The 26,566-nt window shown below is 44.3% G+C and carries 26 protein-coding genes; 18 read left to right on the top strand and 8 right to left on the bottom strand.

Annotated features, from left to right (window positions below; all coding sequences use genetic code 11):
• Nucleotides 1–23: 23 nt before the first annotated feature.
• The 3 genes from ACTHQF_RS09645 to ACTHQF_RS09635 all read left to right on the top strand — a co-directional run bounded on the left by ACTHQF_RS09645 (nucleotide 24) and on the right by ACTHQF_RS09635 (nucleotide 3,653).
• The gene (locus ACTHQF_RS09645; protein ID WP_440429966.1) at nucleotides 24–1,985 is read left to right on the top strand and encodes a glycoside hydrolase family 97 protein; all 1,962 of its coding nucleotides are present in this window, start codon (nucleotides 24–26) and stop codon (nucleotides 1,983–1,985) included.
• Nucleotides 1,986–2,125: 140 nt separating this feature from the next.
• On the top strand, nucleotides 2,126–3,304 hold the full coding sequence (locus tag ACTHQF_RS09640; protein ID WP_440429965.1) for a GAF domain-containing sensor histidine kinase: 1,179 nt from the start codon (nucleotides 2,126–2,128) through the stop codon (nucleotides 3,302–3,304).
• Between the two features lie 85 nt (nucleotides 3,305–3,389).
• Nucleotides 3,390–3,653 carry a zf-TFIIB domain-containing protein gene (locus ACTHQF_RS09635; protein WP_440429964.1) on the top strand — a complete coding sequence of 88 codons (264 nt, stop codon included), beginning with the start codon at nucleotides 3,390–3,392 and terminating at the stop codon, nucleotides 3,651–3,653.
• Here ACTHQF_RS09635 and ACTHQF_RS09630 read toward each other — a convergent pair.
• The 4 genes from ACTHQF_RS09630 to ACTHQF_RS09615 all read right to left on the bottom strand — a co-directional run bounded on the left by ACTHQF_RS09630 (nucleotide 3,650) and on the right by ACTHQF_RS09615 (nucleotide 7,291).
• Nucleotides 3,650–4,216 carry a helix-turn-helix domain-containing protein gene (locus ACTHQF_RS09630; RefSeq protein WP_440429963.1) on the bottom strand — a complete coding sequence of 189 codons (567 nt, stop codon included), beginning with the start codon at nucleotides 4,214–4,216 and terminating at the stop codon, nucleotides 3,650–3,652. The genes ACTHQF_RS09635 and ACTHQF_RS09630 overlap by 4 nt on opposite strands.
• A gap of 6 nt (nucleotides 4,217–4,222) precedes the next feature.
• A complete protein-coding gene (locus ACTHQF_RS09625) occupies nucleotides 4,223–4,438 on the bottom strand; it encodes a heavy-metal-associated domain-containing protein (RefSeq protein WP_440429961.1) in 216 nt (71 codons plus the stop codon).
• 16 nt (nucleotides 4,439–4,454) lie between these two features.
• A complete protein-coding gene (locus ACTHQF_RS09620; RefSeq protein ID WP_440429959.1) occupies nucleotides 4,455–6,686 on the bottom strand; it encodes a heavy metal translocating P-type ATPase in 2,232 nt (743 codons plus the stop codon).
• Nucleotides 6,687–6,754: 68 nt separating this feature from the next.
• Nucleotides 6,755–7,291: a GNAT family N-acetyltransferase gene (locus tag ACTHQF_RS09615; RefSeq protein WP_440429958.1), complete on the bottom strand. Its 537-nt coding sequence runs from the start codon at nucleotides 7,289–7,291 to the stop codon at nucleotides 6,755–6,757.
• A 274-nt stretch (nucleotides 7,292–7,565) separates the two neighbouring features.
• Here ACTHQF_RS09615 and ACTHQF_RS09610 point away from each other — a divergent pair, with 274 nt between their 5' ends.
• The 7 genes from ACTHQF_RS09610 to ACTHQF_RS09580 all read left to right on the top strand — a co-directional run bounded on the left by ACTHQF_RS09610 (nucleotide 7,566) and on the right by ACTHQF_RS09580 (nucleotide 14,073).
• Nucleotides 7,566–9,182: a PAS domain-containing sensor histidine kinase gene (locus ACTHQF_RS09610; RefSeq protein ID WP_440429957.1), complete on the top strand. Its 1,617-nt coding sequence runs from the start codon at nucleotides 7,566–7,568 to the stop codon at nucleotides 9,180–9,182.
• Nucleotides 9,183–9,249: 67 nt separating this feature from the next.
• Nucleotides 9,250–9,900, top strand: a complete 651-nt coding sequence (locus ACTHQF_RS09605; RefSeq protein WP_440429956.1) for a response regulator — start codon at nucleotides 9,250–9,252, stop codon at nucleotides 9,898–9,900.
• A gap of 107 nt (nucleotides 9,901–10,007) precedes the next feature.
• The gene (locus ACTHQF_RS09600; protein ID WP_440429955.1) at nucleotides 10,008–10,388 is read left to right on the top strand and encodes a response regulator; all 381 of its coding nucleotides are present in this window, start codon (nucleotides 10,008–10,010) and stop codon (nucleotides 10,386–10,388) included.
• On the top strand, nucleotides 10,375–11,541 hold the full coding sequence (locus ACTHQF_RS09595; RefSeq protein WP_440429953.1) for a sensor histidine kinase: 1,167 nt from the start codon (nucleotides 10,375–10,377) through the stop codon (nucleotides 11,539–11,541). The genes ACTHQF_RS09600 and ACTHQF_RS09595 overlap by 14 nt, the downstream gene beginning before the upstream one ends.
• A gap of 68 nt (nucleotides 11,542–11,609) precedes the next feature.
• Nucleotides 11,610–12,044 (top strand): DUF2147 domain-containing protein, encoded by a 435-nt coding sequence (locus ACTHQF_RS09590; protein WP_440429952.1) that lies wholly within the window; start codon nucleotides 11,610–11,612, stop codon nucleotides 12,042–12,044.
• The gene (locus tag ACTHQF_RS09585) at nucleotides 12,041–13,057 is read left to right on the top strand and encodes a WD40/YVTN/BNR-like repeat-containing protein (RefSeq protein WP_440429951.1); all 1,017 of its coding nucleotides are present in this window, start codon (nucleotides 12,041–12,043) and stop codon (nucleotides 13,055–13,057) included. The genes ACTHQF_RS09590 and ACTHQF_RS09585 overlap by 4 nt, the downstream gene beginning before the upstream one ends.
• A 20-nt stretch (nucleotides 13,058–13,077) precedes the next feature.
• Nucleotides 13,078–14,073, top strand: a complete 996-nt coding sequence (locus tag ACTHQF_RS09580) for a glycoside hydrolase family 5 protein (protein WP_440429949.1) — start codon at nucleotides 13,078–13,080, stop codon at nucleotides 14,071–14,073.
• 88 nt (nucleotides 14,074–14,161) lie between these two features.
• Here the strand turns inward: ACTHQF_RS09580 and ACTHQF_RS09575 are convergent, their stop codons facing one another.
• Nucleotides 14,162–15,037 (bottom strand): AraC family transcriptional regulator, encoded by an 876-nt coding sequence (locus ACTHQF_RS09575; RefSeq protein ID WP_440429947.1) that lies wholly within the window; start codon nucleotides 15,035–15,037, stop codon nucleotides 14,162–14,164.
• A 330-nt stretch (nucleotides 15,038–15,367) separates the two neighbouring features.
• Here ACTHQF_RS09575 and ACTHQF_RS09570 point away from each other — a divergent pair, with 330 nt between their 5' ends.
• From ACTHQF_RS09570 to ACTHQF_RS09560, 3 genes are read left to right on the top strand one after another with little or no spacing between them, the layout of a single operon-like run.
• Nucleotides 15,368–17,194, top strand: a complete 1,827-nt coding sequence (locus ACTHQF_RS09570) for a sodium:solute symporter family protein (RefSeq protein ID WP_440429946.1) — start codon at nucleotides 15,368–15,370, stop codon at nucleotides 17,192–17,194.
• Between the two features lie 18 nt (nucleotides 17,195–17,212).
• Nucleotides 17,213–18,388 carry a glycoside hydrolase family 130 protein gene (locus ACTHQF_RS09565; RefSeq protein ID WP_440429945.1) on the top strand — a complete coding sequence of 392 codons (1,176 nt, stop codon included), beginning with the start codon at nucleotides 17,213–17,215 and terminating at the stop codon, nucleotides 18,386–18,388.
• Between the two features lie 10 nt (nucleotides 18,389–18,398).
• Nucleotides 18,399–19,598 carry an AGE family epimerase/isomerase gene (locus tag ACTHQF_RS09560; RefSeq protein ID WP_440429943.1) on the top strand — a complete coding sequence of 400 codons (1,200 nt, stop codon included), beginning with the start codon at nucleotides 18,399–18,401 and terminating at the stop codon, nucleotides 19,596–19,598.
• A gap of 37 nt (nucleotides 19,599–19,635) precedes the next feature.
• Here ACTHQF_RS09560 and ACTHQF_RS09555 read toward each other — a convergent pair whose 3' ends face one another.
• A complete protein-coding gene (locus ACTHQF_RS09555; protein ID WP_440429942.1) occupies nucleotides 19,636–19,872 on the bottom strand; it encodes a hypothetical protein in 237 nt (78 codons plus the stop codon).
• 104 nt (nucleotides 19,873–19,976) lie between these two features.
• Here ACTHQF_RS09555 and ACTHQF_RS09550 point away from each other — a divergent pair, with 104 nt between their 5' ends.
• The 3 genes from ACTHQF_RS09550 to ACTHQF_RS09540 are packed head-to-tail and all read left to right on the top strand — an operon-like array spanning nucleotide 19,977 to nucleotide 22,317.
• Entirely contained in the window at nucleotides 19,977–20,786 is an 810-nt protein-coding gene (locus ACTHQF_RS09550; RefSeq protein WP_440429941.1) for a hypothetical protein, read from the top strand.
• A 3-nt stretch (nucleotides 20,787–20,789) separates the two neighbouring features.
• Complete coding sequence (locus ACTHQF_RS09545) at nucleotides 20,790–21,275, top strand: DUF4112 domain-containing protein (RefSeq protein WP_440429939.1); 486 nt, start codon at nucleotides 20,790–20,792, stop codon at nucleotides 21,273–21,275.
• 31 nt (nucleotides 21,276–21,306) lie between these two features.
• Nucleotides 21,307–22,317 (top strand): glycoside hydrolase family 43 protein, encoded by a 1,011-nt coding sequence (locus ACTHQF_RS09540; protein WP_440429937.1) that lies wholly within the window; start codon nucleotides 21,307–21,309, stop codon nucleotides 22,315–22,317.
• Nucleotides 22,318–22,530: 213 nt separating this feature from the next.
• On the opposite strand, the gene ACTHQF_RS09535 is transcribed toward ACTHQF_RS09540, so the two are convergent.
• On the bottom strand, nucleotides 22,531–24,621 hold the full coding sequence (locus ACTHQF_RS09535; RefSeq protein WP_440429936.1) for a PAS domain S-box protein: 2,091 nt from the start codon (nucleotides 24,619–24,621) through the stop codon (nucleotides 22,531–22,533).
• A 6-nt stretch (nucleotides 24,622–24,627) separates the two neighbouring features.
• Nucleotides 24,628–25,254 (bottom strand): DUF6266 family protein, encoded by a 627-nt coding sequence (locus ACTHQF_RS09530; RefSeq protein WP_440429935.1) that lies wholly within the window; start codon nucleotides 25,252–25,254, stop codon nucleotides 24,628–24,630.
• A gap of 403 nt (nucleotides 25,255–25,657) precedes the next feature.
• On the opposite strand from ACTHQF_RS09530, the gene ACTHQF_RS09525 reads away from it, so the two are divergent.
• Entirely contained in the window at nucleotides 25,658–25,882 is a 225-nt protein-coding gene (locus ACTHQF_RS09525) for a hypothetical protein (RefSeq protein WP_440429934.1), read from the top strand.
• A 68-nt stretch (nucleotides 25,883–25,950) separates the two neighbouring features.
• Nucleotides 25,951–26,433: a regulatory protein RecX gene (locus tag ACTHQF_RS09520; RefSeq protein ID WP_440429933.1), complete on the top strand. Its 483-nt coding sequence runs from the start codon at nucleotides 25,951–25,953 to the stop codon at nucleotides 26,431–26,433.
• The last annotated feature ends 133 nt before the right edge of the window (nucleotides 26,434–26,566 follow it).

Here is a 26,566-nt window from a genome sequence, read left to right as displayed (position 1 = left end):
TTGAGTATATTTAAACAACAACTATGAATAACAAAAGAATGAAACCCTTCCTATTTACGATGCTGATGCTCGTCTGTAAGCTGTCGGCTGCTCAAAAACTTGAGCTCAAATCCCCGAATGGTAAGCTCAGTGCAGATATTGAACTTACAAACGACATTTCTTATTCGGTATCTTATGCCGGTAAGCCATTGATTTCTGCAGCCAGGATAGCACTCCAGTTAAAAGGTACAACCTTGGGCGTTAAACCAAAGCTCCGGAAGCAAAGTACCACTTCGGTGAAGAAGGCCTTGAGACCTGTAGTGCCCCTGAAATCCTCTACCATAAGTGATCAGTATAATCTGCTTAGATTAGATTTTGCGAACGACTATTCTGTAGAATTCCGCGCCTATGATGAAGGGATCGCTTACCGGTTCATTACCAGGAAAAAAGGCATGGTTGAAGTCATGGACGAGGAACTGTCGGTGCAATTCCCTGCAGCTTATCAGTTGCATTTACAGCAAGCAAGCGGATTTAAAACTGCGTACGAAGAATCCTACACCCACCTCACATCAACCGAATGGAAAGCAACAGACAAGATGTCAACTTTACCCGTGCTTATTGATACCCGAAACAAGCATAAGGTTCTAATATCAGAATCCGATCTGGAAGATTATCCTGCGATGTTTCTGAAAGGCACTGGCCACAACGGCATGCAGTCAACCTTTCCGAAGGTGCCGCTTGAAGTTGAAGCGGAGGGAGACCGCAGTCAGAAGATCTTGAAGGAAGCAGATTACATTGCCAGAACAACTGGTACAAGAAGTTTTCCCTGGCGCTATATGGTTGTTACGGAGAACGATGGACAGCTCATTACCAATACCATGACGAATAAGCTTGCCGCAGCAAGCCTGATCAAAGACCCAGCCTGGATCGAGCCCGGACAGGTAAGCTGGGAGTGGTGGAATGATGCCTCGCCTTACGGGCCGGACGTCAACTTTGTCTCGGGGTATAATCTGGCAACCTACAAGTACTACATTGATTTTGCAGCAAAGTATGGCATCAAATACATCATTATGGATGAAGGTTGGGCTAAGGATACCAAAAATCCTTTTGAACCTAATCCGGAGGTGGATCTGCAGGAATTATTAGCCTATGGTAAACAAAAGAATGTAGGCATCATTTTATGGCTGACCTGGCTTACGGTTGAAAACAACTTTGATCTATTTAAGACCTTCAGCGATTGGGGGGTAAAAGGGCTGAAGATAGACTTTATGGATCGCAGCGATCAGTGGATGGTAAATTATTATGAACGGGTGGCCAAAGAAGCGGCGAAACATAAGCTGTTTGTGGACTTCCACGGGTCCTTCAAACCCGCAGGGCTGGAATACAAGTACCCAAACGTACTTTCCTATGAGGGCGTAAGGGGCATGGAACAGATGGGTGGGGCCAAACCTGACAATAGTGTATATTTCCCGTTTATGCGCAATGCCGTTGGACCAATGGATTATACGCCTGGTGCCATGCTGAGCATGCAGCCTGAAGTTTACAGCGCAAAAAGGCCAAACGCCGCAAGCATCGGCACACGGGCTTATCAGATGGCCCTGTTTGTGATCTTCGAAAGTGGATTGCAGATGTTGGCAGATAACCCAACCTTATATTACAAAAATGCAGATTGTACCAGCTTTATTACGGACGTGCCGGTGACCTGGGATGAAACTCGTGTACTCGCAGCAGCAGCAGGGCAATATGCCATTGTAGCCAAACGAAAAGGAGCGCAGTGGTATATCGGGGGTATGACCAATAACCAGCAAGCTACACGCGAGTTTGACCTTAAACTTGACTTTCTGAAAGCAAACCAAACCTTTAACATGATTTCGTTTGAGGACGGCATCAATGCCGGCCGACAAGCAATGGACTACAGAAAACAGGAGCGTCCTGTAAAAGCGGGTGAAACCATCCATATCAAAATGGTAAGAAACGGCGGTTTCGCCGCTAAAATCAAGCAATAAAATAAGCCGACACCAAGAGCCGCCAAGTTGGTGGCTTTTGGTGTTTTAGCGTTCTTAAACCACCTACTTCCTTTACGTAACTGAGATATTATATTCGCATTTAACCACATACCTTATATTTGTGGGAAATAAGTTGAAATATGAACAACCTCCGGCCAGACCTCCTCGCAGATATCAATGCCGTGCAGAATATCCCTGCAATTCCCAACATTCTTGAAGTAATTTGTAAAAGCACCGGTATGGGCTTTGCTGCTGTGGCGCGGGTGACCTCAGAGCAATGGATTGCCTGTAGTGTGAACGATAAGATCAATTTCGGTCTGCAACCTGGAGGACAACTGGTACTTGAAACGACAATCTGCAATGAGATCCGGCAGAATGATAAGGCCATTATCATTAATCATGTTTCGCAGGACGCGGAGTTTTGCAACCATCATACGCCGAAGATGTATGGATTTGAAAGTTACGTTTCCATACCCATTTACCGGAAAGACGGCGCTTTCTTCGGCACTCTTTGTGCCATAGATCCTAAACCTGCACAGTTAGACAAAACGCAGGTATTTGAAATGTTCAGCCTCTATGCAGACTTGATATCCTTCTACTTAAGTGCCGCCCAACAGGTCGATACCTCGCAGAAAGAGCTTGCCGAGGAAAGAAAGATCGCCGAATTGCGAGATCAATTCATTGCGATTCTGGGCCATGATTTAAGGAATCCCCTTGGCGCAATAACCAGCAGCGCACAGCTCATGCTAAAGATGCCGCTGGATGATAGATTAACCAAGCTCGCCAGGATTGTTAAAAACAGCTCCTATCGGATTAATGGTCTGATTGAAAATGTGCTTGACTTTGCCCGAGGAAGGCTCGGAGAGGGCATTACTTTAGAAATGCAAATGGAGTACCTTGAAGATCCATTAAATCAGGTGATCACCGAACTACAGACCAGCTGGCCTGAATGTCAGATAAACTTTGAGGCACACCTGAAAACTCCTGTAAATTGTGACGCCAGACGCATCTCACAGCTATTCTCCAATCTTCTGGGGAATGCCCTGACACACGGTGATAAAACTGCTCCGATAGATGTTCTGGCTGATAGCAGAGAGGGATCGTTTATGCTGTCCGTTACCAACCGTGGATCGAAAATCCCCGATGCCGCGCTTAAACAACTCTTCCAGCCTTTTTCCCGAGGAAAGGTAAAAAAGGATCAGCAGGGGCTAGGTCTTGGACTTTATATCGCCTCGCAAATTGCAATTGCCCATGGTGGTATACTGAGCGTAGATTCCACAGATGAACAGACTTCGTTCAGCTTTAAACTGCCAGCTTAATCGCTGAAAAAAACTGGCAAAGGTTTGTTTATAGACAATAAATCCAAGAATTTTTAGTTATTTAGGAAACATAAGATACAAGCCTATGAAATGCCCTTCCTGTAATGAAACTTTGTTAATGAGCGAGAAAACCGGTATAGAGATCGATTATTGTCCGAACTGTCGAGGCATTTGGCTCGACCGTGGAGAACTAGAAAAGATCATTGATCGTTCTGCGGATCATTATTCTAAAAAGGAGAACTATGACAAAGATTACGACAAGTATCAGCGGGGCGGTAGGGACAGCGATTATGAGAAACGTCATGGATATAAAAAGAAGTCATTCTTAGGTGATATCTTTGATTTCTAAATTTTATCCAGCGCCTGACGCTCTACTTTGCGTTCCTGTTTGTAAGTGCTGGGAGACATACCTGTCACATTCTTAAATTGTGTGGATAAGTGTGCGCTACTGCTATAGCCCATTTGCAGTGCAATTTCATTCATGTTCAGTTCACCATACTCCAGGAGTTCTTTTACCTTTTCAATTTTTTGCTGGATGATAAACTTTTCAATTGTTCTGTTTTCATGCTCAGAGAATAAACGACTCAGGTAGCTATAATCTTTGTGAAGTCGCTCGCTGAGTAGCGCCGAATAGTTCATGTTGATTTCAGCTCCGTCACTATTATGGTGCACAATTTCAATGATGATGTTTCGTATTTGAGCAACAAGCTTGTCTTTCTCGCTATCGATAAGTTCAAAGCCTAAAAGATCAAGCGACGCGCCTATATCCAGCAATTGTTTTTCACTTGGCTCCGGCTCAATTTGAACCTGGCCAAGTGAAATGTTCAGAACCTCAAATCCCAGTTGTTCAAGTTGCTGTCGAACAACCATGATACATCGGTCACAAACCATATTTTTGATGTGTAAGATCATGATCGCTTATAAAGTTGTTTCAGCCTGGTAGCCCGCCTTGTTTAGCTCGGCAATAACCTTAGCGGTATCAACCGCTGTGCTGCTTTTTATGGTTAGTGTTTTATCAGGATTCTTTGTGTCAACTGCCCAATCGTCCACTTCCGCGATTCCATTAAGGAAGGGGGTTACTGTTGCTATACAATTACCACATTTGATGTTTGTTTTAAATTTATATGTTTCCATGTTGTTAGAATTAAGGTTATAATTTTACGAGTTTAAGTCGAAGGCTATTCGCAACTACAGATACAGAGCTTAGCGCCATTGCAGCTCCTGCAATCATTGGGTTCAGTAAAAAGCCGTATGAGGGGTAAAGTATTCCGGCCGCAATTGGAATGCCAATAAGATTGTAGATAAACGCCCAGAAGAGGTTCTGACGGATGGTTTTAACGGTTTGTTTCGAGAGTTGTAGCGCACGTGGCACCTGCATTAGATCTGACCGCACCAAGGTAATATTCGCTACATCAATGGCGATGTCTGATCCTTTGCCCATGGCAATGGAAAAGTCGGCCAATGCCAGCGCCTGACTGTCATTTATACCATCACCAATCATTGCCACCGTCTTACCCTGGCCTTGCAGTACCTGCACAAAGCTTGCCTTATCTTCAGGGAGCATATTTGCTTTGAAGTGCTCCAGACCAACTTCCCGGGCTACGGCGGCAGCAGTTTGTTCGTTATCTCCGGTCAGCATGTACAGCTCAATATGCTGACGCTTCAAGGCTGCAATTGCCGCTGCTGAATTTGACTTAATCTGGTCCGCAATACAGGCAAAACCTAGCAGTTGCTGCGCATCTGCAAAATAAATCAGCGTTTGAGCAGCTTCTTGTAGCGAGGTTTCTTGTTCAACCAGCGCGACGTCCAGCGAAATATTATTTTCCTGCAGCAGCTTGCGGTTTCCAACGAAATATTTTCTCCCATGGTAGCTTCCAGAAATCCCTTGGCCGGTAACACTCTGGAAATCTTCAATGCGGATGTTTTCTGTACCTAAAGGTTGGAGGAACTGCACAATGGCACCTGCAAGCGGGTGCTCCGATTGCTTTTCGAGGGCAAGCAGCACTTCGTTAAGTTCGGCCTCCTGTGCCTTGGCATGTTCAAGATAGTATAGCTTGGAAACCTCCGGAGTACCCTCCGTAATTGTTCCGGTCTTGTCGAAGATTAACGCGTTCACTTTAAGCCCGAGTTCCAGTGCTTCAGCATTTTTAATCAGGATACCATGTTCAGCACCTTTACCAATGCCAACCATCAGCGCTGTAGGCGTGGCTAGTCCGAGTGCGCAAGGGCAGGCAATTACCAACACCGTTACCATAGCAAGTATGCCTTGGGTTAGGGCATTGTCTCCTCCGAGCACCATCCACAAAAGAAACGTAAGCAAGGCGATTCCCAAAACAACGGGGACGAAGATGCCCGCTATTTTGTCTACAAGTTTCTGGATTGGTGCCTTTGAACCTTGTGCTTCCTGCACCAGCCTGATAATCTGTGCCAACATGGTTTCTGAACCCACTTTAGCAGCGATCATCCGGAAGCTGCCCTTCTGGTTGATGGTGCCTGCGAATACACGATCATCTTTCCGCTTAGCCACAGCGACAGGCTCCCCAGTGATCATACTCTCATCAACATAGGAACTGCCCTCAAGCAGCTGCCCGTCTACCGGAACCTGCTGTCCGGGGCGAACCAGCACAACATCACCAGGTTTTACCTGATCAATGTTGATTTCCCGTTCCGTACCTGCTTCGATCAGTATTAACGTTTTTGGTTGTAGACCCATCAGCTTTTTGATTGCCGTGGAGGTGTTGGCTTTTGCGCCAGATTCCAGTACTTTGCCCAGCATAATGAATACGATTACGACCGCTGCAGCTTCAAAATAGACGTGCGGATGCAGACCTCGTTCATGCCAGAAGGAAGGGTAGAAGGTGTTGAAGGTACTGAAGATATAGGCGGTTCCGGTACTTAAAGCAACTAAAGTGTCCATATTTGCCCGCCCATGCAGCGCCTGTTTATAGGCGTTGCTAAAGAATGACTGCCCGAAAAAGAACAGTACCGGGGTACTAAGCACAAACATGATGTAATTGGCGTAAGGCAAATTCATCATAAACATACCAATGATGACAATCGGCAAGGTAAGTGCCGCAGCGTAAATCAAGCGTCGTTTAAGGTCTTTGTAATTTTGTTGCTGTAGCTCCTCTTGTTTCGCTGCACCATCGTGATCATCCAGTATAAGGTCATATCCTGCATCCTGAACCGCCTTTTGCAGCAATTCAGGCTTAATGTATTTAGGGTTGTAGGTAATTTTAAGACTCTGGTTGGCATAGTTTACAGCAGCTTCCTCCACACCTACCAACTTGGTCAGGCTTTGTTCTACACTCTGTGCGCAGCCTGCACAGGACATACCAAGTACTGGTAAATTCAGCGTATTGATGTCTTTCGTTGATCCCATAACAATTATCTTTCTACAAAATTAAGTATATCGGCGGCGGCAGTTTTACAGGATTCTGTGTTATTTATTTACAATTTTGTGGTTTCCAACTTATAGGTCGAAAGTACATTTAGCCCAGCCTTCATGTGCGGGTAGTTTAACGAAACCTCATGGCAACATTTAAAACCGTAATGCTCATAAAACTTTCTAGCCTTACTTTCCGCCATAACGTTCATCCAGATGATGCGCTTGCTTTTTGCCTTGGCCTGATCGAAGACAAACTGAAGGGCATGGTGGCCAATACCTTTTCCAATATGTGCCTGTAACAAATAGATCTTGTTCAATTCGAGACAATCGTTGGGGCTGTAGGGTGCAAGTGCATTTTCCCTAAGCTTGAGAAAGCCTACTGGCCTTTCCGAATGATAAATCAGATAAAATGCAGCAGTGGATTTTTGGAGCTCATTCTCAAAGATGTCTCTGGTGTAAAAACGTGCTAAATATGCTTGACCCTGATCCTCCCAGATGTCCGAATAGTGTTCATGATAAGATTGTACGGCTATGCTATGAAGTATTTCACAGTGATCAACACTGCAGCGCTGAAACTTTATTAATTCTGATCTCGACATAGATGGGTAAAGATAGGCAAAAAGGAAATCTGGAGGAACCCTTAGTAAGGCTGGTGAAAATACAGCATTTCAATGGTAATATACGTGTTTACACCCTGTATATTAAGTCCTTCGCAAAGTAAGATGTAAATTTGTGAGAAGATTTATTCGCTGAATCGAATGTTAAATTTCTAAAAAAAAGGCAAATACTACATCCGTTTGTTGGATTGCGTTTTATAGTATAAATTTAGATTAACATGACGGGGGATCTATTTAAAATTTTATTACCATCACATTGGATAGGACTATAAATAACAAGGAACAGGTTATTGAACTTTTAAATAAGCGAATCGAAACTTCTAAGGGCACACCTGAGGGTGCAGACACCAATATTTCCGATTATGAAATTTCTGTATTACTCAATGAACTACAGATATTTCAACTGGAGTTGGAGATGCAGAACGAAGAGTTAAAAGTGTCGTACCAGCTGCTTGAAGCCGAACGGGCAAAACTTGCGGGCTTCTTTAACCATGCGCCGGTGGGCTTTTTCATTCTGGATAGCATCGGTTTTATATCCGAGGCCAATCAAACTGGGGCGGACCTGCTTAAGGTTCAGCGAAAAGCATTATTCAATAGACGTTTTCATAGTTTTTTCGAGGGCAACAACCTCAGTGCATTCAGCAACTTCCTGGATAAAGTTGCCAATTCCCAGCAGCGACAATACGTGGAAATCAGCCTGTTTCCGGAGCAAAAGTATGCATTCTATGCACGCCTTGAAGGGGTGGCAATACTAGACCCCGTCACGGAAAAACTGCAGTTTTACATCACAGTGGCCGATATTACTGAAAGCCGGGAGGCCCAGCAAAAGCTTTTAGATACAAGTCACCGTCTAGCCATGACCCTGAATGCTTCAGACACGGGTACATGGACCATGAACTTCAAACGCCAACGCATTTTCCTGGATGAATACAGCAATTCCATCTTTGAAATTGAACCTGGTACTTTCGATGGCCGCATTCGAAATTTTCTCTCCTTTATTCATCCAAAAGATCGAAGCCGGGTCACCCAGGTTTTTGATTTTACGGCGGCCCCGTTTGGTAAACTGGATATCGAATTTGAAATTATCACCAGAAATGGGAAACATAAGGTCATTTACGCACAGGGTAACGAAATCCAAGGGTTAGATGAACAGTCTTATTTCGCAGGTATCATCATGGATATCACAGAAAAAACAAATCTTGCTAAGGAGGCGGTAAGGCTGCAGGAAGAAAATCAGCGAAATATTCTATCGGCTACATTCAAGGCCCAGGAGAAAGAACGTCTGCAGATCAGCAGTGCCTTGCACGACAGTATCTGCCAGATTCTTTACGGGATAAAGATCAACCTGCAAAACATTCAGCGTAGCCACAATATGAACATAGAGTTTAAAAATGTGAACCTGCTGTTGGACCAGGTCATTCGCGAAACCCGGGAAATGTCCTATGAGCTTACCCCCTCTGTACTTCGCGATTTCGGCTTCGCTGCCGGGATACAAGAGCTCGGAAACCGGCTAAGTATTCCAGGATTTAAGATTGTCACAGACATCAATGCGGATTTCAGCAGCCTGAACGAAGAAAAGCAACTTTACCTTTTCCGTATTATTCAGGAGTTGATCAATAATTGCATGAAACATGCAGAGGCGAGCCTGGCAGAAATAAAAATGTTTGAAAAAGACGGTTGGCTAAATTTGACCTTTAAAGATAATGGGAAGGGTTTTGGTGTCAAAGTAGAGCGCTCATTGTTAAACGGTTCCGGACTTAGAAGTATTAAAAACAGGATCTTTCTTTTAAATGGTGAAATGGAACTTCAGAGCTCAAGTTTGGGAACAATTATAGAAATTAGAATAAAATATGATAATTTACCGCACAATTAATAACTTTCTTTGTTATAGAGAGGTTAATTAGCGCTCCGCAGGAAAAAAAGAATAAATTAAACAAAGAATGATACAAGTTTTATTAGCAGAAGATCACAACATAGTTCGTAACGGCATAAAGATGTTACTGGGTTCCGATAAAGAGATCCATGTAGCCGGCGAGGCCACCAATGGAAAGGAAGCTTTAGACTTTATTTCCGGTAACGAAGGAATTGATGTGATTCTTGCTGATATTAATATGCCGGAGCTTGATGGCATTTCACTGATTAAAGAAGCTCACAATTTAAAACCAGACATCAAGGTGGTGATTTTGTCGATGCATGACAACGACAAGTATGTGTCCCAGGCCTTCCAGGAAGGTGCATCAGGTTACCTGCTGAAAAGTGTCAGTGCAGACGAAATGATCTTCTCACTGAAACATGTAAAAGCAGGAGGGAAGTATCTATGCTCCGAGCTCTCCATTAAGATGCTCGAAAAACTGAGCCAGAAGAGTGTTAACTCAGTTTCCGAAAATGTTTCCAATATTGAGTTCTCTATGCGGGAGATTGAAGTTTTACATCTTATTGCCGACGGACTTACCAATAGTGAAATGTCTGAAAAACTATTTTTGAGTAAACGTACCATAGAAGGTCACAGACAAAGTTTGATTGAGAAAACCGGTTCAAAAAACACTGCTGCGCTAATCCGCTATGCTGTTCTGAATGGTATAATTAATTAAATGGCTGATTTCAAGTAAATACCGCTTTATATTATCGTACAATTACTGTTAAGTCTTAACCGCAACAGCCGTAATTTTGTAATATAATTATTCTAGAAATCTAATCTATGAGTAGAATCTTAGTTCTTGATGACGACAAGGATCTTCTTGGCGTCATGAAAGAAATCCTATCCCTCAATGGGTTTGAGGTTGTAACCTCAGCGCCAACTTACGACATCAATGAATTGATAACAATTCATCACCCTGACCTGATCATCATGGATTACCTGATGAATGATGTTAATGGTGGTGAATTGTGTTCCGTGTTAAAGAATGACCTGACCACCCAACATATACCGGTGATCCTGCTGTCAGCCTATGACCGCATCATACAGTCTTTAGGAGATTATGGCTGTAACCTGTTCGTGGCCAAACCAATTGAATTCTCAACGCTGGTTTATCACATCAATAACCTACTCCCAAAGGGAAAAGATTATGAATATCACTAAAGCTCTTGAAAGATGGCTTGCATATTCATATCAAAAGATCTGGGATAACGGTAGAATAGCTAAACGGCCTGTCTGGCTGATCTGGCTTATGCCGATAATTTTGTGTGCCTTGGGTACCTGGTTTAAGGTCAGTGTGCTCGATTCCGGTTCTCCGCCCTTTCTGGTATTTTTCGTAATTCTTACCCTCACAACTTGTTATGGTGGTATCCGTGGCGCATTCATTGGTACGGTAATAACAACTGCCTTCGCCTTGCTACTGCACTTCTTCTGGATGAAAGGAGAGGAGTTGATCCGGGTGTTCAGCTTTTTACAGGTGCTGCTTTACTTCTGTCAGTGTATCTTTCTCACTGCTTTGTTGCATCGTTTTCACCGAAATGAACAGCGCTGTGCCATTCAGTATAATGAAGCATTGAAAGCTAAGCAGGAAATTCAGGAACGTGAGAAGATCCATGAAGATTTTGTACATATGGCAACTCATGAGCTTAAAGCTCCAGTGACGGTGCTAAAAGCCTACCTCCAACTCGCGGAGATGAAAATCAAGATGCCGGAAATTGCCTCAGCTGAGCCTGAAGGAAAGGCGCTGCCAGAGTTTATGGCCCTGGTGTCGAAGATGAACTTTCAACTGGATAAATTGGTATCCTTGATCAATGATCTCCTGGAATCCACGCGGATTAAGGCAGGTGCACTAAATTGCCACATGGAGCCTTTTGATATTGTCCGTTGTTTGCACGATTGTGTTGAAGGATTTAAAGCTGCAGAACCTGAAGCTTTCCTAGATTGTAGTTTACCATCAGATAAAGTAATGGTCAACGGGGATGAATCCCGTATTGAACAGGTAATCTTAAATCTCTTAAGTAATGCCGTGAAGTACTCACCAGGAAAAGCCAGCGTTCATGTAAGCTGTGAACAAATCGATAGCCGTGTGTACATCAGGATAAAGGATCAGGGCATGGGCATACCCGATGATATGAAGAAGTCGGTATTCACACGTTTTGTTCGTGTTAAATCTCCTGATATGAACAAGTTGCCAGGTCTTGGGCTTGGATTGTACATCTGTGCTGAGATCATTAATGTGCATGGCGGCGAGATTGATGTGGAAAGTGTGCTTGGAAAAGGTTCAATCTTTTGGTTTGCGCTGCCGGTACCAAATTGACCATAATATTTTTTTCATATCTTTCTTTAATCTATATTTCATCCAACTAAACGCTTTAAATCAATTACATGAAAAAGATTACGCTCCTATTGTTATTCGTTACCATCACGCTGTCCTGCTTTGCGCAGGCTAAGGATGCCATTGTTGGTCGCTGGGTGAACTCCTCCGGTGAAGCCCATGTCGACATCTACAAAAAAAATGAGAAATTCTATGGCAAGATCGTCTGGCTTAAAAATCCGAAGGATGAAAAAGGGAATACTAAAACGGACCTTCGGAATCCCGACGAAAGCCTGCGCACAAAACCTGTGATAGGCCTTGAGATCTTAAAAGACTTCGTTTATGAGGATGGCAGATGGAGCGATGGCAAAATTTATGATCCAAAGTCTGGCAAGACCTATAGCTGCAACATCAGCCAGAAAGGAAACGGTGATCTCAACATCCGTGGATATATTGGCATATCAATTATCGGTAGAACCGAAGTCTGGAAAAAAGTTAAATCATGAGAGCCTTTTTAATCCTTCTTTTATTTCCCTTTATCGCCACCGCACAACAGTTTACCTTAGTGCCTTTAAGCAGTGGTACAAACACGAGTATTCGCGGCCTTGCCGTTGTAGATGATCAGGTAGCCTGGGTGAGCGGTAGCAACGGCCATGTAGGTAAAACCCTGGATGGAGGTAAAAGCTGGACCTGGATCAAACCTGCTGGCTATGACAGCCTCGACTTCCGTGATGTTGAAGCCTTTGATGCCCAGAAAGCCATTATCGTAAATGCAGGCTCACCTGCCTTTGTGCTGCATACCGCAGACGGCGGGAAGAACTGGCAACAATCCTATGTGAATAGGGATTCCGCCATCTTCCTCGATGGTATGGATTTTTGGAATGCAGACCGCGGGATCATTTTCGGTGATCCGATCAAAGGAAAACTGCAGCTCCTCTACACCGGTACAGGTGGTGCAAGCTGGGATGATATCTCCTCAAAGTTAAAATACAAAATGGCGATGGGTGAAGCTGGCTTTGCCGCCAGTGGTTCTACCATCAAGACCTTAGAAAATGGTAAAGTGTGGGTCGCGACAGGTGGCGCAAAAGCCAACATCTACTATTCTTCAAACTACGGCAAACGCTGGAAGCGCTATTCAAACCCAATCATCCAGGGATTGAACAGTACCGGTGCTTTCTCGATCGACTTCTTTGACGCAAAGAACGGGATCGTGGTTGGTGGTGATTATCTGAAAGACCAGGAAAGTACGAACAATGCACTGTACACCACAGATGGAGGAAAAACCTGGTCGAAGCCGCAGACCTCCGTGTCAGGTTATCGCTCTGCGGTAATATATGTAAACCAAAGCACCTGCATCGCTGCAGGCTCTTCAGGAGTGGACGCATCTACCGACGGCGGTAAGACCTGGAAAAAGATCTCCGACCTGAATATCAATGCCGTTACCAAAGCAAAGTCGGGCAACCTGGTTCTTCTGGCAGGTAATAAAGGCAACATCTACAGGCTAGATATCCAACCATAAACACCTATAGCTGCTAAAATATGAAAGTCAATACCGTTTCCTTCTTGCGAACCTTAGTTAGTGCCGCAATTTTTATCCTTTCTAGTATATCCCTTCAAGCGCAAACACCGGTTTCCAAACACGGTCAACTTAAAGTTCAAAATGGCCTAATGCTGAACAGCAGGGATGAAGCGCCACAACTGCGTGGTATAAGCCTCTCCTGGAGCATCTGGGCTGGGCGGAAGTACTACAACCCTGATGTCGTGAACTGGCTGGCAGATGATTTCAAGATCAGTTTGTTAAGGGTTTCCATGGCTGTAGAGCCAGACAGTGGTTACCTGAAAGATCCCGTGGCACAGGAAAAGCTGGTCACTGGGGTCGTGGATGCGGCCATTAAGAAAGGCCTGTATGTGCTTATTGACTGGCACGATCATCACGCGGATAAAAATCTTCAGCAATCAAAGGTTTTTTTCGCTAAAATGGCTCAACGCTATACCGGTGTACCAAATGTGATTTATGAAGTCTGGAATGAGCCAGAGAAAGAAGAATGGCCTACCATAAAGAATTATGCAATTGAAGTCATCAAAGTGATCCGCAAGTACGATCAAAAGAACATCATTGTGGTTGGTAGCCCTTTTTGGGACCAGCATGTCGATGTTGCAGCAAAAGATCCGATTACGGGTCAAAACAATATTGCTTATTCTTTCCACTTCTATGCCTCAGACAATAATCACCAGGAAGGCTTAATGGCCAGGGCTGATGAGGCCATCCGATTGAAACTGCCGCTGTTTGTAACAGAATGGGGGGTAGGCGAGGCCAATGGAGATGGTATTTTTGATCAGCAAAGAAATGCCAAATGGATGAACTGGATGGAAAAAAACCAGTTAAGTTGGGCAAACTGGAACATCACGGATAAGAAAGAGACTACCGCAATCCTGATGCCTGGCGCAAATACAAAAGGCAAATGGAGCATGGCGGAGCTTACACCTGCCGGTCAGTATATTCGTGCGAAGCTGATTGAACTCCATTCAAAATAGCCTTCCGATAATTCAAAACGAAGCGCCCTGCAACTGGTCTCAACCGAAGGTTGATTTTAGTCGCAGGGCGCTTCGTTGTTTATAGCTGCTATATAAATACCCTGGTTCCGGCAAAGTTTTCCCGGAATTCCTTAGGCGTGCAATGTTTCTTTTTCTTGAAAAAGCGGTTGAAGTTTGAGATGTTATTGAACCCGCAGTTATAGGAAATCTCTGCAATGGAGTGGGTGGTCTCTATTAACATTCTGGTGGCATGACCCAAACGAATCTCATTTAAACTGTCAATGAAAGTATTGCCTGTTCGTTTTTTGATAAAGCGGCTGAAGCTTACCTCAGTCATGTTTACCAGCTTAGCCAAATCTTTCAGTGAAATTGGCTTGTGAAAGTTGGCATTCATAAACTCATAAGCTTTATCAATTCTCCTGCTGTTATAATTCAGAACCTGCGCGTTGTTAAAGGTTACATCGGAGAGTATACGCATGGACTTCGAAGTACTTAACTCATGCAGAATGCTCATCAATTCCAACACCGAATCAAAGCCCTGCATCTGATTGATCGCAAGTAGCCGGGCTGCAACGGACTCTGCTGTTGCTCTTGGAAATAATATGCCTCTTACCGAGCGATCAAACATCCTGCGAATAAAGCTCAGCTGATTCCGCTTCAGGAATTTGTCGTCGAACAAGTCTTTGTGCCATTGGATGGTGACTTCCGTGATATTTTCACTTGTGCAGTTATGGCTGAGCCAAACATGCGATAAGTTAGGTCCTACAAGTACCAGTTCCAGGTCATCAATTTCTTCCACATTATCTCCAACAATGCGTTTGGCCCCCTTTGCATTTACAATTAGGTTCAACTCAAATTCTTCGTGAAAATGCAGGGGGAAGTTAAACTCACTTTTTACCCTCGAAAAAATGGTAAAGCAATCATTTTGGGTAAGCGGAGTGATCTCTTTGATGATATTGTTCATATAGTTTGGCTAGAAGTATTCTGTTCCTGGTTAAAAGATCATTGGTACAAATAAAATAAAAATTTTTAACCATAACGAATATGCAACACGATTATAAGAGCTCCCATTAAAAATATCGATGTAAATTGGTTAAAATAGTATTACCACGCATGTAACTTCGATCTCTAATTTAGACCCCTATACCAAATAACCCAATACTGTATGATCAACTACTTACCATTCCTCATGCGCTTCTATTCGAATGTGCAGACAAGCCTGGATCAAGACCAATCATTGAGGCTAAACAAACGCCTGGTAATCAAGTCTTAGTTCCATAGCATCCAAACCCGTATGAACCTACAATTAATTGATATTTCTATGCTGTTGCTGTATCTGGCAACAATGATTTTCATTGGCTTTTGGTATCGTAAGAAAGCCAAAACTGATAAGGAAAGTTACCTCTTGGGTTCCAAATCACTGCCCTGGTATAAATTGGGACTAAGCGATGCATCAGACATGTTCGACATCAGTGGTACGATGTGGATGGTTGCATTATGTTTTGTGTATGGACTGAAGAGCATATGGATTCCATGGCTCTGGCCGGTTTTCAACCAGGTCTTCATGATGATGTTCCTCAGTAAGTGGCTGCGCAGGAGTAATGCTAACACGGGAGCAGAATGGTTGCAAACCCGCTTTGGCTTAACTGGGAAAGGTGTTACCGCCTCACACATTGTGGTGATCGCATTTGCCTTGTTAAGCTGTTTCGGATTTCTCGCCTACGGATTCATCGGCCTGGGTAAATTCATGGAAATCTTTATTCCCTGGGATCTAGTCAAAGCCTACGTGCCTTTTGATGTTGCACCGAAGTACGTGCCACATGTTTATGGTATCACCTTTACCTTGTTTGCAATGTTCTATTCGATCCTGGGCGGACTTCACAGCATTGTGCTGGGTGATATGATCAAATACGCAATCATGACGGTTGCATGTATGTCTATCGCCGTAATTGCCATGTCGCATTTGGATGGACAAACACTAAATGTTCCCGAAGGCTGGCACAACCCATTTTTTGGATGGAGGCTGGATCTGGATTGGACCGGCATCGCTGAAGATGCAAACAAAAAAATTGAGGAAGACGGTTTCAGCCTTTTCAGCCTTTTCTTCGGCATGATGTTGCTTAAAGGGGTGTTTGCTTCGCTTGCCGGACCTGCGCCAAACTACGATATGCAGAAGGTCTTAAGTACCAGAAGTCCAAAGGAAGCCAGCAAGATGACCGGCTTTGTAAGCATTATTTTGCTTCCAATCCGTTATTCCATGGTCATTGGACTAACGGTGCTGGCGTTGTTGTACTATGACCGATTGAACCTGAAAGGCCCGGGTGGCATGACAGACTTCGAAATGATCCTACCTGCCGCGATCAATACTTTTCTACCTACAGGCGTCTTAGGTCTGGTACTTACCGGCCTTTTAGGTGCATTCATGGGGACTTTCAGTGGAACGCTGAATGCTGCTCAGGCCTATATCGTAAACGATATCTATCTAAAATACTACAATCCAAATGCTAGTACCAGGAAAGTGATCTCCATGAATTACATCGTGGGGGTAGCCGTGGTGTTCATCGGGATCGGACTAGGCCTGATGGCCAACAATGTAAATGACATCCTGCAGTGGATTGTTGGTGGACTGTATGGTGGCTACGTTGCTTCCAACTGTTTAAAGTGGTACTGGTGGCGTTTCAATGCAAACGGATTTTTCTGGGGCATGGCCGTAGGAATTGTCGCAGCATTATTGATGCCATACTTCACCACTGGTTTACCGCTATACTGGTGGCCACTGTTATTCGTGCTTTCACTCACAGGAAGCATCATTGGCACCTATGCAACAGCAGCAACGGACATGAAGGTACTGAAGTCCTTCTACAAGACTGTACGTCCATGGGGTTTCTGGGGCCCTGTCCATGCAGCAGTTGTTGCTGAAGACCCCTCGTTTCTCGCAAACAAACGCTTTAAGCTGGATATGTTCAACGTGGTGCTCGGTATTATTGCGCAGCTCTGTCTGACCATCCTGCCAATGTATTTCATTTTAAATATGCAAATCCCACTATGGATCACCATTGCTGTTCTCGCAGTGTTGATTGCAGTCCTGAAACGAACCTGGTGGAACAAATTAGAAGATTAAGAATCCCAATAGTATCATATGACAGACTTTAATAAAAGACAAAAAGAATTAGAAGCAGCTCACGAGGCCTTAATTACCTTGTCGAATAAAGAAATTCCAAGTAGTAACGGCATCTTTAGCCGTTATCAAAATCCAATTCTCACCGGAGATCATGCACCTTTAAACTGGCGTTATGACTTCAACCCGGAAACCAATCCCTATCTACTGGAACGTTTCGGGATCAATGCAGCGTTTAACGCTGGCGCAATGAAGTTTAATGGCAAATACGTGCTGGCGGTGCGGGTGGAAGGTCTAGACCGTAAGTCCTTTTTCGCCATTGCAGAAAGTGAAAATGGCATTGACAATTTCCGCTTCTGGGACAAGCCTGTGGTGATACCGGAAACAGCTGAGCCGGATACAAACGTGTACGACATGCGCTTAACGGCCCATGAAGATGGCTGGATCTATGGTCTGTTTTGTGCAGAGCGGAAGGACCCTGAAGCACCGGCTTTTGATCAAACGATGGCTGTTGCACAATGCGGCATTGTACGCACCAAGGATCTTGTCAGCTGGGAGCGTCTTGCCGATTTAAAAACGCCTTCCCCACAACAACGGAATGTGGTGTTACATCCTGAATTCGTAAATGGAAAATATGCTTTCTATACCCGTCCGCAGGATGGATTCATTGAGTCTGGTACCGGAGGTGGCATTGGTTTTGGCTTGAGCGATACTATTGAAAATGCGGTTATCGACAAAGAAAGTATCGTCGACAATAAACAATATCACACGGTGTATGAAGCCAAAAACGGCTTAGGACCAGAGCCTTTAAAAACCGAACATGGCTGGTTACATCTGGCACACGGCGTACGTAATACCGCTGCAGGTTTGCGTTATGTATTATATTTGTTCATGACAGATCTTGAAGATCTAACCAAAGTGCTCTATAAACCAGGGGGCTACTTCTTGGCTCCAATGGGTGAAGAGCGGATCGGTGACGTATCTAACGTGGTTTTTAGCAATGGCTGGATCAGAGATGAAGACGATAAGGTATTCATCTATTATGCCTCTTCTGATACCCGCATGCATGTTGCAACCAGTACCATTTCGAAGCTGTTGGACTACGTGATGAACACACCGGCTGATGGCCTGCGCTCCGCAGCCTCAGTGCAGTCGATCATCAAGATTGTCGATAACAACAAAGCGCTGGCTGATTAAATCAACTAAGATGATGAACGATAAAGGCGTCACCGTGCAGGACTATAAAGATGAGCTCGCTATTGAGTTGCAGAACACTCTGGATTATTGGAGCAAGCATACGGTGGATGAAGTCAATGGAGGCTTTTATGGCAAGATTTCCAATGCTAATACGGTTGATGGTACCGCGCCCAAAGGCGCAGTACTAAACGCCAGGATTCTTTGGTCCTTCGCTGCGGCACACAACCTGAATCCAGTTCATGACCTAAGGCTTGCTGACCGGGCATATCAATACATCGTTGATCATATCATCGATCAGGAATATGGGGGCGTCTACTGGACGGTTGATTATCAAGGCCGGCCATTAGATACCAAGAAGCAGGTTTATGCACTTGCATTTACGATCTACGCTTTAAGCGAATATTTTCTGGCGAAAGGTGACGAAGTGATCAGAGATCATGCGCTGCGTTTGTACCGGGTTTTGCTGAAGCACAGCTTTGATGCCGAGCATGGTGGCTACCTGGAAGCTTTCAATCGCGAGTGGCAGGACATGGATGACCTCAGGTTGAGCAATAAGGATGCAAACGAAAAGAAAACGATGAATACCCACCTGCATGTGCTGGAGGCTTTCACCAACCTTTACCGCATTTGGCCCGATGCTGGCTTGAAAATGCAGATCATCGGGCTGCTCAATGATTTCCAGCATCATATCATAGATCCCAACACTTCTCGAATGCACTTATTTTTCGATGAGCGATGGAATAGCAAGTCAAACATCATTTCCTACGGCCACGATATTGAAGCCTCCTGGTTGTTGCTGGAAGCAGCGGAAGTAATTGGCAATCATCAACTGGCAGAGGACATCAAAAAATTGGCGGTAAAAATGGCTGATGCCTGCCTTGAAGGGCTGGATGATGATGGTGCCTTGTGGTACGAGAAAGATCCTTCAGCAAATCATATCGTAAAAGAAAAGCATTGGTGGGTACAGGCTGAAGCCATGGTGGGCTTTTATAATGCCTGGCAGATCAGCGGTTGCCATGACTTCCTTACCATCTCCTACAAGAACTGGAACTTTGTGAAGCAATCCATATTGGACCGGCAGAACGGAGAATGGTTTTGGGGCGTTTACGAGGATGGACAGCTGATGGCTCAAGAGGACAAAGTTGGTCTGTGGAAGTGTCCATACCATAATAGCAGGGCCTGTATAGAATTAATTAAAAGGATTAAATAAGAAAGTCCCGGTTTGCGCCGGGACTTTCTGGTTTTTATCAGGTCAGGTGATTATACCGCGAATGGGTTTTCAATCCATTGGCGATTGCTTCTACAATTGCCGGGTTGATGTCTTCATCATCCACTACATCCCAGCTTCCATCTTTTTGCACCATTACGAAAGAATCTTTCTCAGGAAAAATGATCCTCAGGCCCTGTTCTCCATTATAATCTTCAGGTTCTGCATTCAATTCGATCTCATTTTCGGTAATCGGGTCTTTATAGGTAAATCTCATAGCACAAAATTTTATGTTATCTATTTAGAAAACAACCCGCTAAAGGCGAAGTTTTAAAAAATAAAATATAGGATTTAAGTGTTGAATATTACTTTTGGCACCATATGAAAACTAGATTATACGCCCTTTTAATTATTGTTTGCTTCTGTGCCTGTAAAAACAGCCCTAAAGAACAAAGCTATGTACCTCGTGCGCTAACGCAAAACGAAGACTTCAACCATTATCCCAAAAATCCTGAGGACGTTTTCAAAGTTGTTTTAGCCGCTCCTGGAGAACAAGCCGGGCCAGAAGTTAAAGAGACCTTCCAGGTGAAATATAAGGACACCCTTATCAGGATACAGCCTGATGAAAAAGATAAAACCTTTCTTAAAGATCGTTTCAGTCTTGCTGAAGTTGTGAATACGCAGAAGACCTGTGTACTTGTACAGCTGGAAGGAAGTCTGAAAACAGAGGCGCCGTTCTTTCTGTTGTCGGCAAATAATGGCAAAGTTGAAGTCGTAAGTCTTTACCGCGCATCCAACGGGGCGAATGATCAGGAATTTACGAATGGTATGATTCGCGTGGGCAAGTCAGGGTACCTGATCAATAACGATGTATTTGTGACAACCGTAAATGCCCGGGTGTACCAAATCCCACGTCAGCAGGAAAACCAACGCATTCAGGGAAAATTCTTTTTGCAGTCAAAAGATAAAACAACGCTCGTATTTCTGACACAGGATTCCTTTTACCAGGTTCATTACCCTACAGGCAGCGTTTACACGGCGGCACTGCCGACGAAAGCGCCAAGGAATATGACCAATGTTTATAAATGGATTCAAAATAATTACACCTGGAAGAAAAATGGCAAAGGAATTGAGTTCCTGCAGTATGTAGACGATAATGCGATCGTCGACATCAGCGAATTCAAAAAATAAGCCATGGCGCAGAATCCATATCAAAGCGGAATACCAAATAGACCTGGAACAGGCTGGATAAAGTCAGTTTCGTATTTGATGGATGAGCAGTTTAGGCTGCCCGGCACAAAGTTCCGCTTTGGTATTGATCCGATCATCAACCTGTTCCCGGTTGTAGGGGATATGACGGGCTTTTTGATATCGGCGGGTATGTTGTTAGCGATGGCCCGCAATGGTGCCAGCAGTAAGGTGGTGGTCCTCATGTCCATCAATATTCTTGTTGATTCCATTATCGGGCCGATCCCGGTGATCGGGCATATTTTCGATTTCTACTTCAAATCCAATACCCGGAACCTGCGCCTGATGCAGGAATATTTTGTCGAAGGAAAACACCAGGGCAGTGGTAAAAACACCATAATCATTGCGTTAATCGTTCTTGTGCTTATCTTGGCCTTGCTGGTATACGGTCTGATCAAAGTGAGTGAATGGGTGATCGGCTGGTTTAGCTAGCGCAAACCTTTAACACCACAGTTTAGATAATATGCTTTTAAGATCATTCCGTTCCGGTTTTTTCCTGCTACAGGTATGTTGCATTTGCCTCAGCGCCCTATTGCAGGCCTGTACCAGCGGCGACAAGTCCGCTAACTTAAAGACTGAAAAACCTGCAGCTTATCTCTTCGCTTACTTTACGGGCAACGGAAAAGGAGAGGAGGCAGTACATTTCGCATTGAGTGATGATGCATTGGCGTATAGAGCTTTAAACGACGATCAGCCGGTGATTAGTTCAGCGGCACACAGCGTAACCGGTGGACTTCGTGACCCGCATATCCTGCGTGCGGAAGATGGTAAAACTTTCTACATGGTCGCGACAGACATGCATGTCGCGGTAAATGACTGGGGCCCGAACTATGGAATGGTGTTGTTGAAATCGACGGACCTGATCAACTGGACATCAAGCAAAGTGAATATTCCAAAAACATTTGAAGCATTTGCGGAAATCAATCGTGTTTGGGCGCCACAAACCATCTATGATCCGGAAACAAAGCAGTACATGATCTACTGGTCCATGCGCTTTGGTGAAGGGCCAGACAAGATCTACTATGCCTATGCCAACCAAGATTTCAGCGGCTTAAGCACGGAGCCGAAACAATTGTTCTTCAAACCCGGCGACGGTGCTTGTATAGATGGTACCATTGCCTTCAAAGATGGACAGTACCATTTGTTCTTCAAAACCGAGGCACATGGAGACGGCATCCAAAAAGCGGTGTCCGATAAGCTTACCAGCGGTTACGTTTGGCAGAACAAGAACTTGCATCAAACCACAGAAGCGGTTGAAGGGGCAGATGTGTTCAAGTTAAATGACGTTGAGGACTGGATCCTGATGTATGATGTTTATCGGAAAGGCAAATATGAGCTGTGCAGGAGCAAGGATCTGGAACATTTCGAAGTGATCGGAAATGGGGTAAGCATGGATTTTCATCCACGCCATGGTACGGTGATGCCGATCACTCCAAGGGAAGCAGATCGCTTAAAAAAATATTTTAACAAGTAAGCCTGGTATTCCGAACGATGCAACCTCTTGTTCGTACAAGTGCTATCACCCCGGAAGGCGCGTAGTTCATCTTCACTTCCGCGGCAGTGTTTGCTCTACATAATCTAACGCACTACCACAACCTGCATCTTTATGAAGAATATCATCTATATTCTTAAAGGTTTGTTCGAACATTATTTTAATAAGACTTTATTGGAAGGTAAAGTTAAGGTTTTATCCCTTGTAAATGTCTTCCGTTTTCTTCACCAGTTCGCGGATGATGTTGTCCAGCTCAGCGGCAGAACTTGCAAGATGGCCGATCAGTGCTGCGTTTGGATCATCTTCAGCTGCTGAAAAGCTCAGCAGGTCTGCGATACCCATGATCCTGGCTAAAGGCGCTCTCACCACATGCGACTGTGTCCAGGCAATATCTTTCAGATGTTCGTTCTGAGCCTCCACGCGCTGCAAATACCTTACCCGCTCTGTCATGTCCTGCATGGAACCAATCACCCGTTTCAGCTTTCCATTACCGTCATACAACATAAAGGAACGGTCCAGTATATGCTTGTAGCCGCCATCTTCGCACTGGAAACGGTATTCAAGTTCGAGACGGCTGCCGTGATTTGCTACCAACGCATCTATGGCCTCTACAGTAGTGGTCAGATCATCCGGATGAACATGGCTGCGCCACCAGTCCCGGGTATAAGTGGTGTGTTTAAAACCAAATAGCTTTTTGGCTACATCGTTCCAAATGACTCGGTCTGTAGGTACATCATAGTCCCAGATCGCATCGCTCGTGGCCCTGGATACAATATTAAAACGATCAATACTCTGCTGCATGCGCTGTTCAATTTCCATCCGGCTGGTCACATCTCTTGAGTTCGCCACCACTCCGGCTATCGCAGGGTCTGCAGTCATATTTGTGATAATCGTTTCGAGCCAAAGATATTCGCCGTGCACGTTTCTAAACCGATAAGGTGAGATGTTATGTGTTTTCTCATTATCCAGGGTGCGAAATTGCTCCATTACTCCTGCGCGGTCTTCTTCATGGACGAAATCAAAGGCGAATTTGCCAACGAAATCACTCTCCGTATATTCCAGTATTCTGGTAGTGGTTTGATTGGCATACGTAAAATAACCATCCTCATCTAGTATCGTCAGCAAGTCTGAACCATCTTGTACCAGGACTTTAAACTTCTGCTCACTCGCCTGCATATCCTGCCTGGCCTTGGTAATCTCGGTTATGTCAACCGCAAGCACCAACATGCATGGCTTGCCTTCAAACATAATGGAGTTCCCTTCAACCTGCACATTGATGATTTCACCGGATTTAATTACATGCCTGCCAGAGGTTTTGGGAAAAGAGCCAGTATTTAAAGCTACTTGCACAACGTTTTCAAGAATCTCAACCTCCTCAGGGGGTTTCAGATCCCTGATGGTCATGGATAAGAACTCTGCTTTGGAATAACCGTAATGTTGGATAGCCGCCTGGTTTACGTCTTTAATCTGGAAGGTTTCCAGTTCATAAACCCACTGTGGCAATGGACTGAAATCAAAGAGATCCTGATATTGCTTTTTTGCGTCATTAAGTTCTTCTTCTGCCAGCTTTCTTTCGTTAACATCTTTGAAGTAAATGGATAGCCCTTCCTCCGAAGGAAATACCTTTATTTCTATCCAGGAATTCATCGGATGATAGAATATTTCCAGTTCTATGGAGATATTATCGGAAAGTGCTTTCTGATAGGATGGATACAGCAACTCATAAGCCTGCACAGGAAAGCTATCCCACAAATTGCGCCCAATGACAAACTCACGTGGCCGTTTCAAAATTCGCTCGGCCTCCCTATTCCAGTAAGTAACCGTCCAGTCTTTGTCTACGGCGTAAAAACCATCCGTGATGCTCTCCAGAATGTTTGATTTAATTTGTTGACTGGCGTCCACCTGCGGATTCAACACCAGGAACAATACTGCGCCCGAACTATCGCATACTGGATAAGTCACCAGATTCCATATGCCTGGGTAAGCTGAGTTTTCAGCTTTCGGTGACTTTTTATAGTATCGAATTTCCGCCTTCTCTGGCGATTTGGACCGAAGTGAACGTTCCAGCACGCTTCGAACTGCTAACTCCTCATTTGAATGTTCACCGAAATGTCCATTGATCAGATCAAAAATACTCTTGCCCAGCAAGTCGTCCCGGTTTGCCTGAAAAAATTGCAGCCCCGGTGGGTTGATCCACGCAACGGCGAACCTTGGCGAATTAACATCTAAAACGACACTTGCCCAAGGTGATGAATTGAGTAAAGTTTTATGTTCTTCCGCCAGCATTAGCCTTTAACTTACAGTTATTGGGCCAAAATATAAGCTGTCCGACTGCCGGGTTCTGTCGGCCGCGATAAAGGCGGCATAAACGTGAATGGTGGTATTACGGAAGTCAGGTGCAAGATGGAGTTCCTGCACACCGAGCTCCCGGAAGGCGCCATGTACCATATAGCTGACTGTCTTATTTTCAGGGCTATATGCAAGCGCCATCAGCTGATCTTTGCCGTCTGATCCCGCCAGATAATCGGGCGACCAACTAAAATGGAGGTTGTCGTCGGCGTTGAGGTGAACATTTAAGTCTGCCGACAGCATTAAGTCGCCGGCACTGATCTTGACCCGTTCTGGAATGACGCGGCCTTCTTCCATGGAATGTTTCAGCAGGTATGACTTCGCGGCATTGTATCCGTAAGATGTTTTAGAAAAGTTGTTGAATCCTACCCGCAGTAGTGGCAACAAAGGATGCAGCCATGCATGAGCTGCAGCGAACTTAGATCTATTCGCTTGCTCTGCGCCCGTTGCAGAAGTCGTACGTGGATTTCCTTTACTTTTCATGTATGGTATGCCGTTCCAGCTTGAGCCAATTACTGTGCCTACTTTTCCGGAAAAGGCGCCGGTTACGCCATCTGTATATTTTGCCATTTTGAGCGTTAATTGATGGTATTAAAATACAAGTATTTCAAGTAATTTCCTACACTTGGAAAAGGAAAAAACGTTAAAAGCTTCGATACACATTCAGTATAAATAAAGATTAAACAGAGATCAGACAAACACCACAGGCACCTTTTTGTGGGTCCGGTGTGCGCGTGGTGTGCGTGTGTTGTGCGTTTGGTCTGGGTTTGACCCAACGCTGTCTTATATTTGTCTTTTAGATTGGTCCGCTCCGTTCCCCGTCTTTCTGAATACCTATTCCGCTGAGCTGGAACACTATTTGTTTCCAGAAAATTAATGGCTTCTGATTTTCATGGCCAGCTAAAATTTATATATTTGCCCATTGTAGCATCAAATAGAAATCGCTTCATCAACCAGAGAAAATTTTAAATAGATGAAAAAAACATTAGGATTAGGCATCACAGTCTTAGGATTATTGATAATCGCAGGTGGATTTATTTTAACAGCTTCCAATCACCGCAGCATATTTGATTCAGCAAGTAGCTTGAATGCAGCTGCAGGCTTGGTTTATGGCGGGTTTATCGTTTTCGGTATCGGCCTGATTCTTTTCGCTTCTACAATCGAATTTGCAGGAACACAAGCAAGAAGATCAAGATAATCGTATCGGATAAAAAACATTGAAAGCCATTGAATGAAGATTTAATGGCTTTTTTATTATAAGCAACCTTGGAAGAGAGAAAGCCCGTTATATTAGATAAAAAAGCAGCGCTGATGAAGGCAGAGCATTATTGTGCCTACCAGGAGCGTGCGCAGCAGGAAATCAGGAATAAACTCTATGAATGGGGCCTGCATGCAGCAGATGTCGAGAATATCATCTCTGAACTGATCACGACCAACTTTCTAAATGAAGAACGTTTCGCCATGTCCTATGTGTCTGGCAAGTTCAACATCAAGAAATGGGGAAAGATTAAGATCAAGCAAGGCTTGAAGTTGCGCAAAGTGCCGGATCGTATGATTACTAAGGCGCTAAACAGCATCAATTACGATGATTATCTACAGGTGATACAGGCTGCTGCAGAGAAAAAACTGCGAACGATCACCGAGAAAGACCCATACAAAAGGAAGCATAAGCTCATGACTTATCTGATGGGGAAGGGCTTTGAAAGTGATGTGATTTTATCTGTCCTGAAAGACAATAACTTACAATAAACTTCTAAATTATTTAAGAAAAAACTTGTCAGGAAATGTTTTGTCACTATATTTGCAATCCCAAACGGAACGAAGCACATTAAAAAAGTACGCGTTTCAGAGGGACAAAACATCGGAGATGTTTTACAAAATG

The organism is Pedobacter sp. SAFR-022 (assembly GCF_051965375.1).
Lineage (GTDB): Bacteria > Bacteroidota > Bacteroidia > Sphingobacteriales > Sphingobacteriaceae > Pedobacter.
The sequence above is the reverse complement of the archived record's forward strand: the minus strand, read 5'-3'. Positions and strand labels throughout refer to the sequence as shown.

What these genes read in the sequence shown, in the direction of transcription:
- ACTHQF_RS09620 (WP_440429959.1), bottom strand. Translation starts at nt 6,686, where the DNA reads ATGGGATCAACGAAAGACATCAATACGCTGAATTTACCAGTACTTGGT.
- ACTHQF_RS09575 (WP_440429947.1), bottom strand. Translation starts at nt 15,037, where the DNA reads ATGAACAATATCATCAAAGAGATCACTCCGCTTACCCAAAATGATTGC.
- ACTHQF_RS09640 (WP_440429965.1), top strand. Translation starts at nt 2,126, where the DNA reads ATGAACAACCTCCGGCCAGACCTCCTCGCAGATATCAATGCCGTGCAG.
- ACTHQF_RS09525 (WP_440429934.1), top strand. Translation starts at nt 25,658, where the DNA reads ATGAAAAAAACATTAGGATTAGGCATCACAGTCTTAGGATTATTGATA.
- ACTHQF_RS09590 (WP_440429952.1), top strand. Translation starts at nt 11,610, where the DNA reads ATGAAAAAGATTACGCTCCTATTGTTATTCGTTACCATCACGCTGTCC.
- ACTHQF_RS09535 (WP_440429936.1), bottom strand. Translation starts at nt 24,621, where the DNA reads ATGCTGGCGGAAGAACATAAAACTTTACTCAATTCATCACCTTGGGCA.
- ACTHQF_RS09605 (WP_440429956.1), top strand. Translation starts at nt 9,250, where the DNA reads ATGATACAAGTTTTATTAGCAGAAGATCACAACATAGTTCGTAACGGC.
- ACTHQF_RS09625 (WP_440429961.1), bottom strand. Translation starts at nt 4,438, where the DNA reads ATGGAAACATATAAATTTAAAACAAACATCAAATGTGGTAATTGTATA.
- ACTHQF_RS09635 (WP_440429964.1), top strand. Translation starts at nt 3,390, where the DNA reads ATGAAATGCCCTTCCTGTAATGAAACTTTGTTAATGAGCGAGAAAACC.
- ACTHQF_RS09560 (WP_440429943.1), top strand. Translation starts at nt 18,399, where the DNA reads ATGATGAACGATAAAGGCGTCACCGTGCAGGACTATAAAGATGAGCTC.
- ACTHQF_RS09585 (WP_440429951.1), top strand. Translation starts at nt 12,041, where the DNA reads ATGAGAGCCTTTTTAATCCTTCTTTTATTTCCCTTTATCGCCACCGCA.
- ACTHQF_RS09530 (WP_440429935.1), bottom strand. Translation starts at nt 25,254, where the DNA reads ATGGCAAAATATACAGATGGCGTAACCGGCGCCTTTTCCGGAAAAGTA.
- ACTHQF_RS09600 (WP_440429955.1), top strand. Translation starts at nt 10,008, where the DNA reads ATGAGTAGAATCTTAGTTCTTGATGACGACAAGGATCTTCTTGGCGTC.
- ACTHQF_RS09595 (WP_440429953.1), top strand. Translation starts at nt 10,375, where the DNA reads ATGAATATCACTAAAGCTCTTGAAAGATGGCTTGCATATTCATATCAA.
- ACTHQF_RS09565 (WP_440429945.1), top strand. Translation starts at nt 17,213, where the DNA reads ATGACAGACTTTAATAAAAGACAAAAAGAATTAGAAGCAGCTCACGAG.
- ACTHQF_RS09630 (WP_440429963.1), bottom strand. Translation starts at nt 4,216, where the DNA reads ATGATCTTACACATCAAAAATATGGTTTGTGACCGATGTATCATGGTT.
- ACTHQF_RS09615 (WP_440429958.1), bottom strand. Translation starts at nt 7,291, where the DNA reads ATGTCGAGATCAGAATTAATAAAGTTTCAGCGCTGCAGTGTTGATCAC.
- ACTHQF_RS09580 (WP_440429949.1), top strand. Translation starts at nt 13,078, where the DNA reads ATGAAAGTCAATACCGTTTCCTTCTTGCGAACCTTAGTTAGTGCCGCA.
- ACTHQF_RS09545 (WP_440429939.1), top strand. Translation starts at nt 20,790, where the DNA reads ATGGCGCAGAATCCATATCAAAGCGGAATACCAAATAGACCTGGAACA.
- ACTHQF_RS09540 (WP_440429937.1), top strand. Translation starts at nt 21,307, where the DNA reads ATGCTTTTAAGATCATTCCGTTCCGGTTTTTTCCTGCTACAGGTATGT.
- ACTHQF_RS09555 (WP_440429942.1), bottom strand. Translation starts at nt 19,872, where the DNA reads ATGAGATTTACCTATAAAGACCCGATTACCGAAAATGAGATCGAATTG.
- ACTHQF_RS09570 (WP_440429946.1), top strand. Translation starts at nt 15,368, where the DNA reads ATGAACCTACAATTAATTGATATTTCTATGCTGTTGCTGTATCTGGCA.
- ACTHQF_RS09550 (WP_440429941.1), top strand. Translation starts at nt 19,977, where the DNA reads ATGAAAACTAGATTATACGCCCTTTTAATTATTGTTTGCTTCTGTGCC.
- ACTHQF_RS09645 (WP_440429966.1), top strand. Translation starts at nt 24, where the DNA reads ATGAATAACAAAAGAATGAAACCCTTCCTATTTACGATGCTGATGCTC.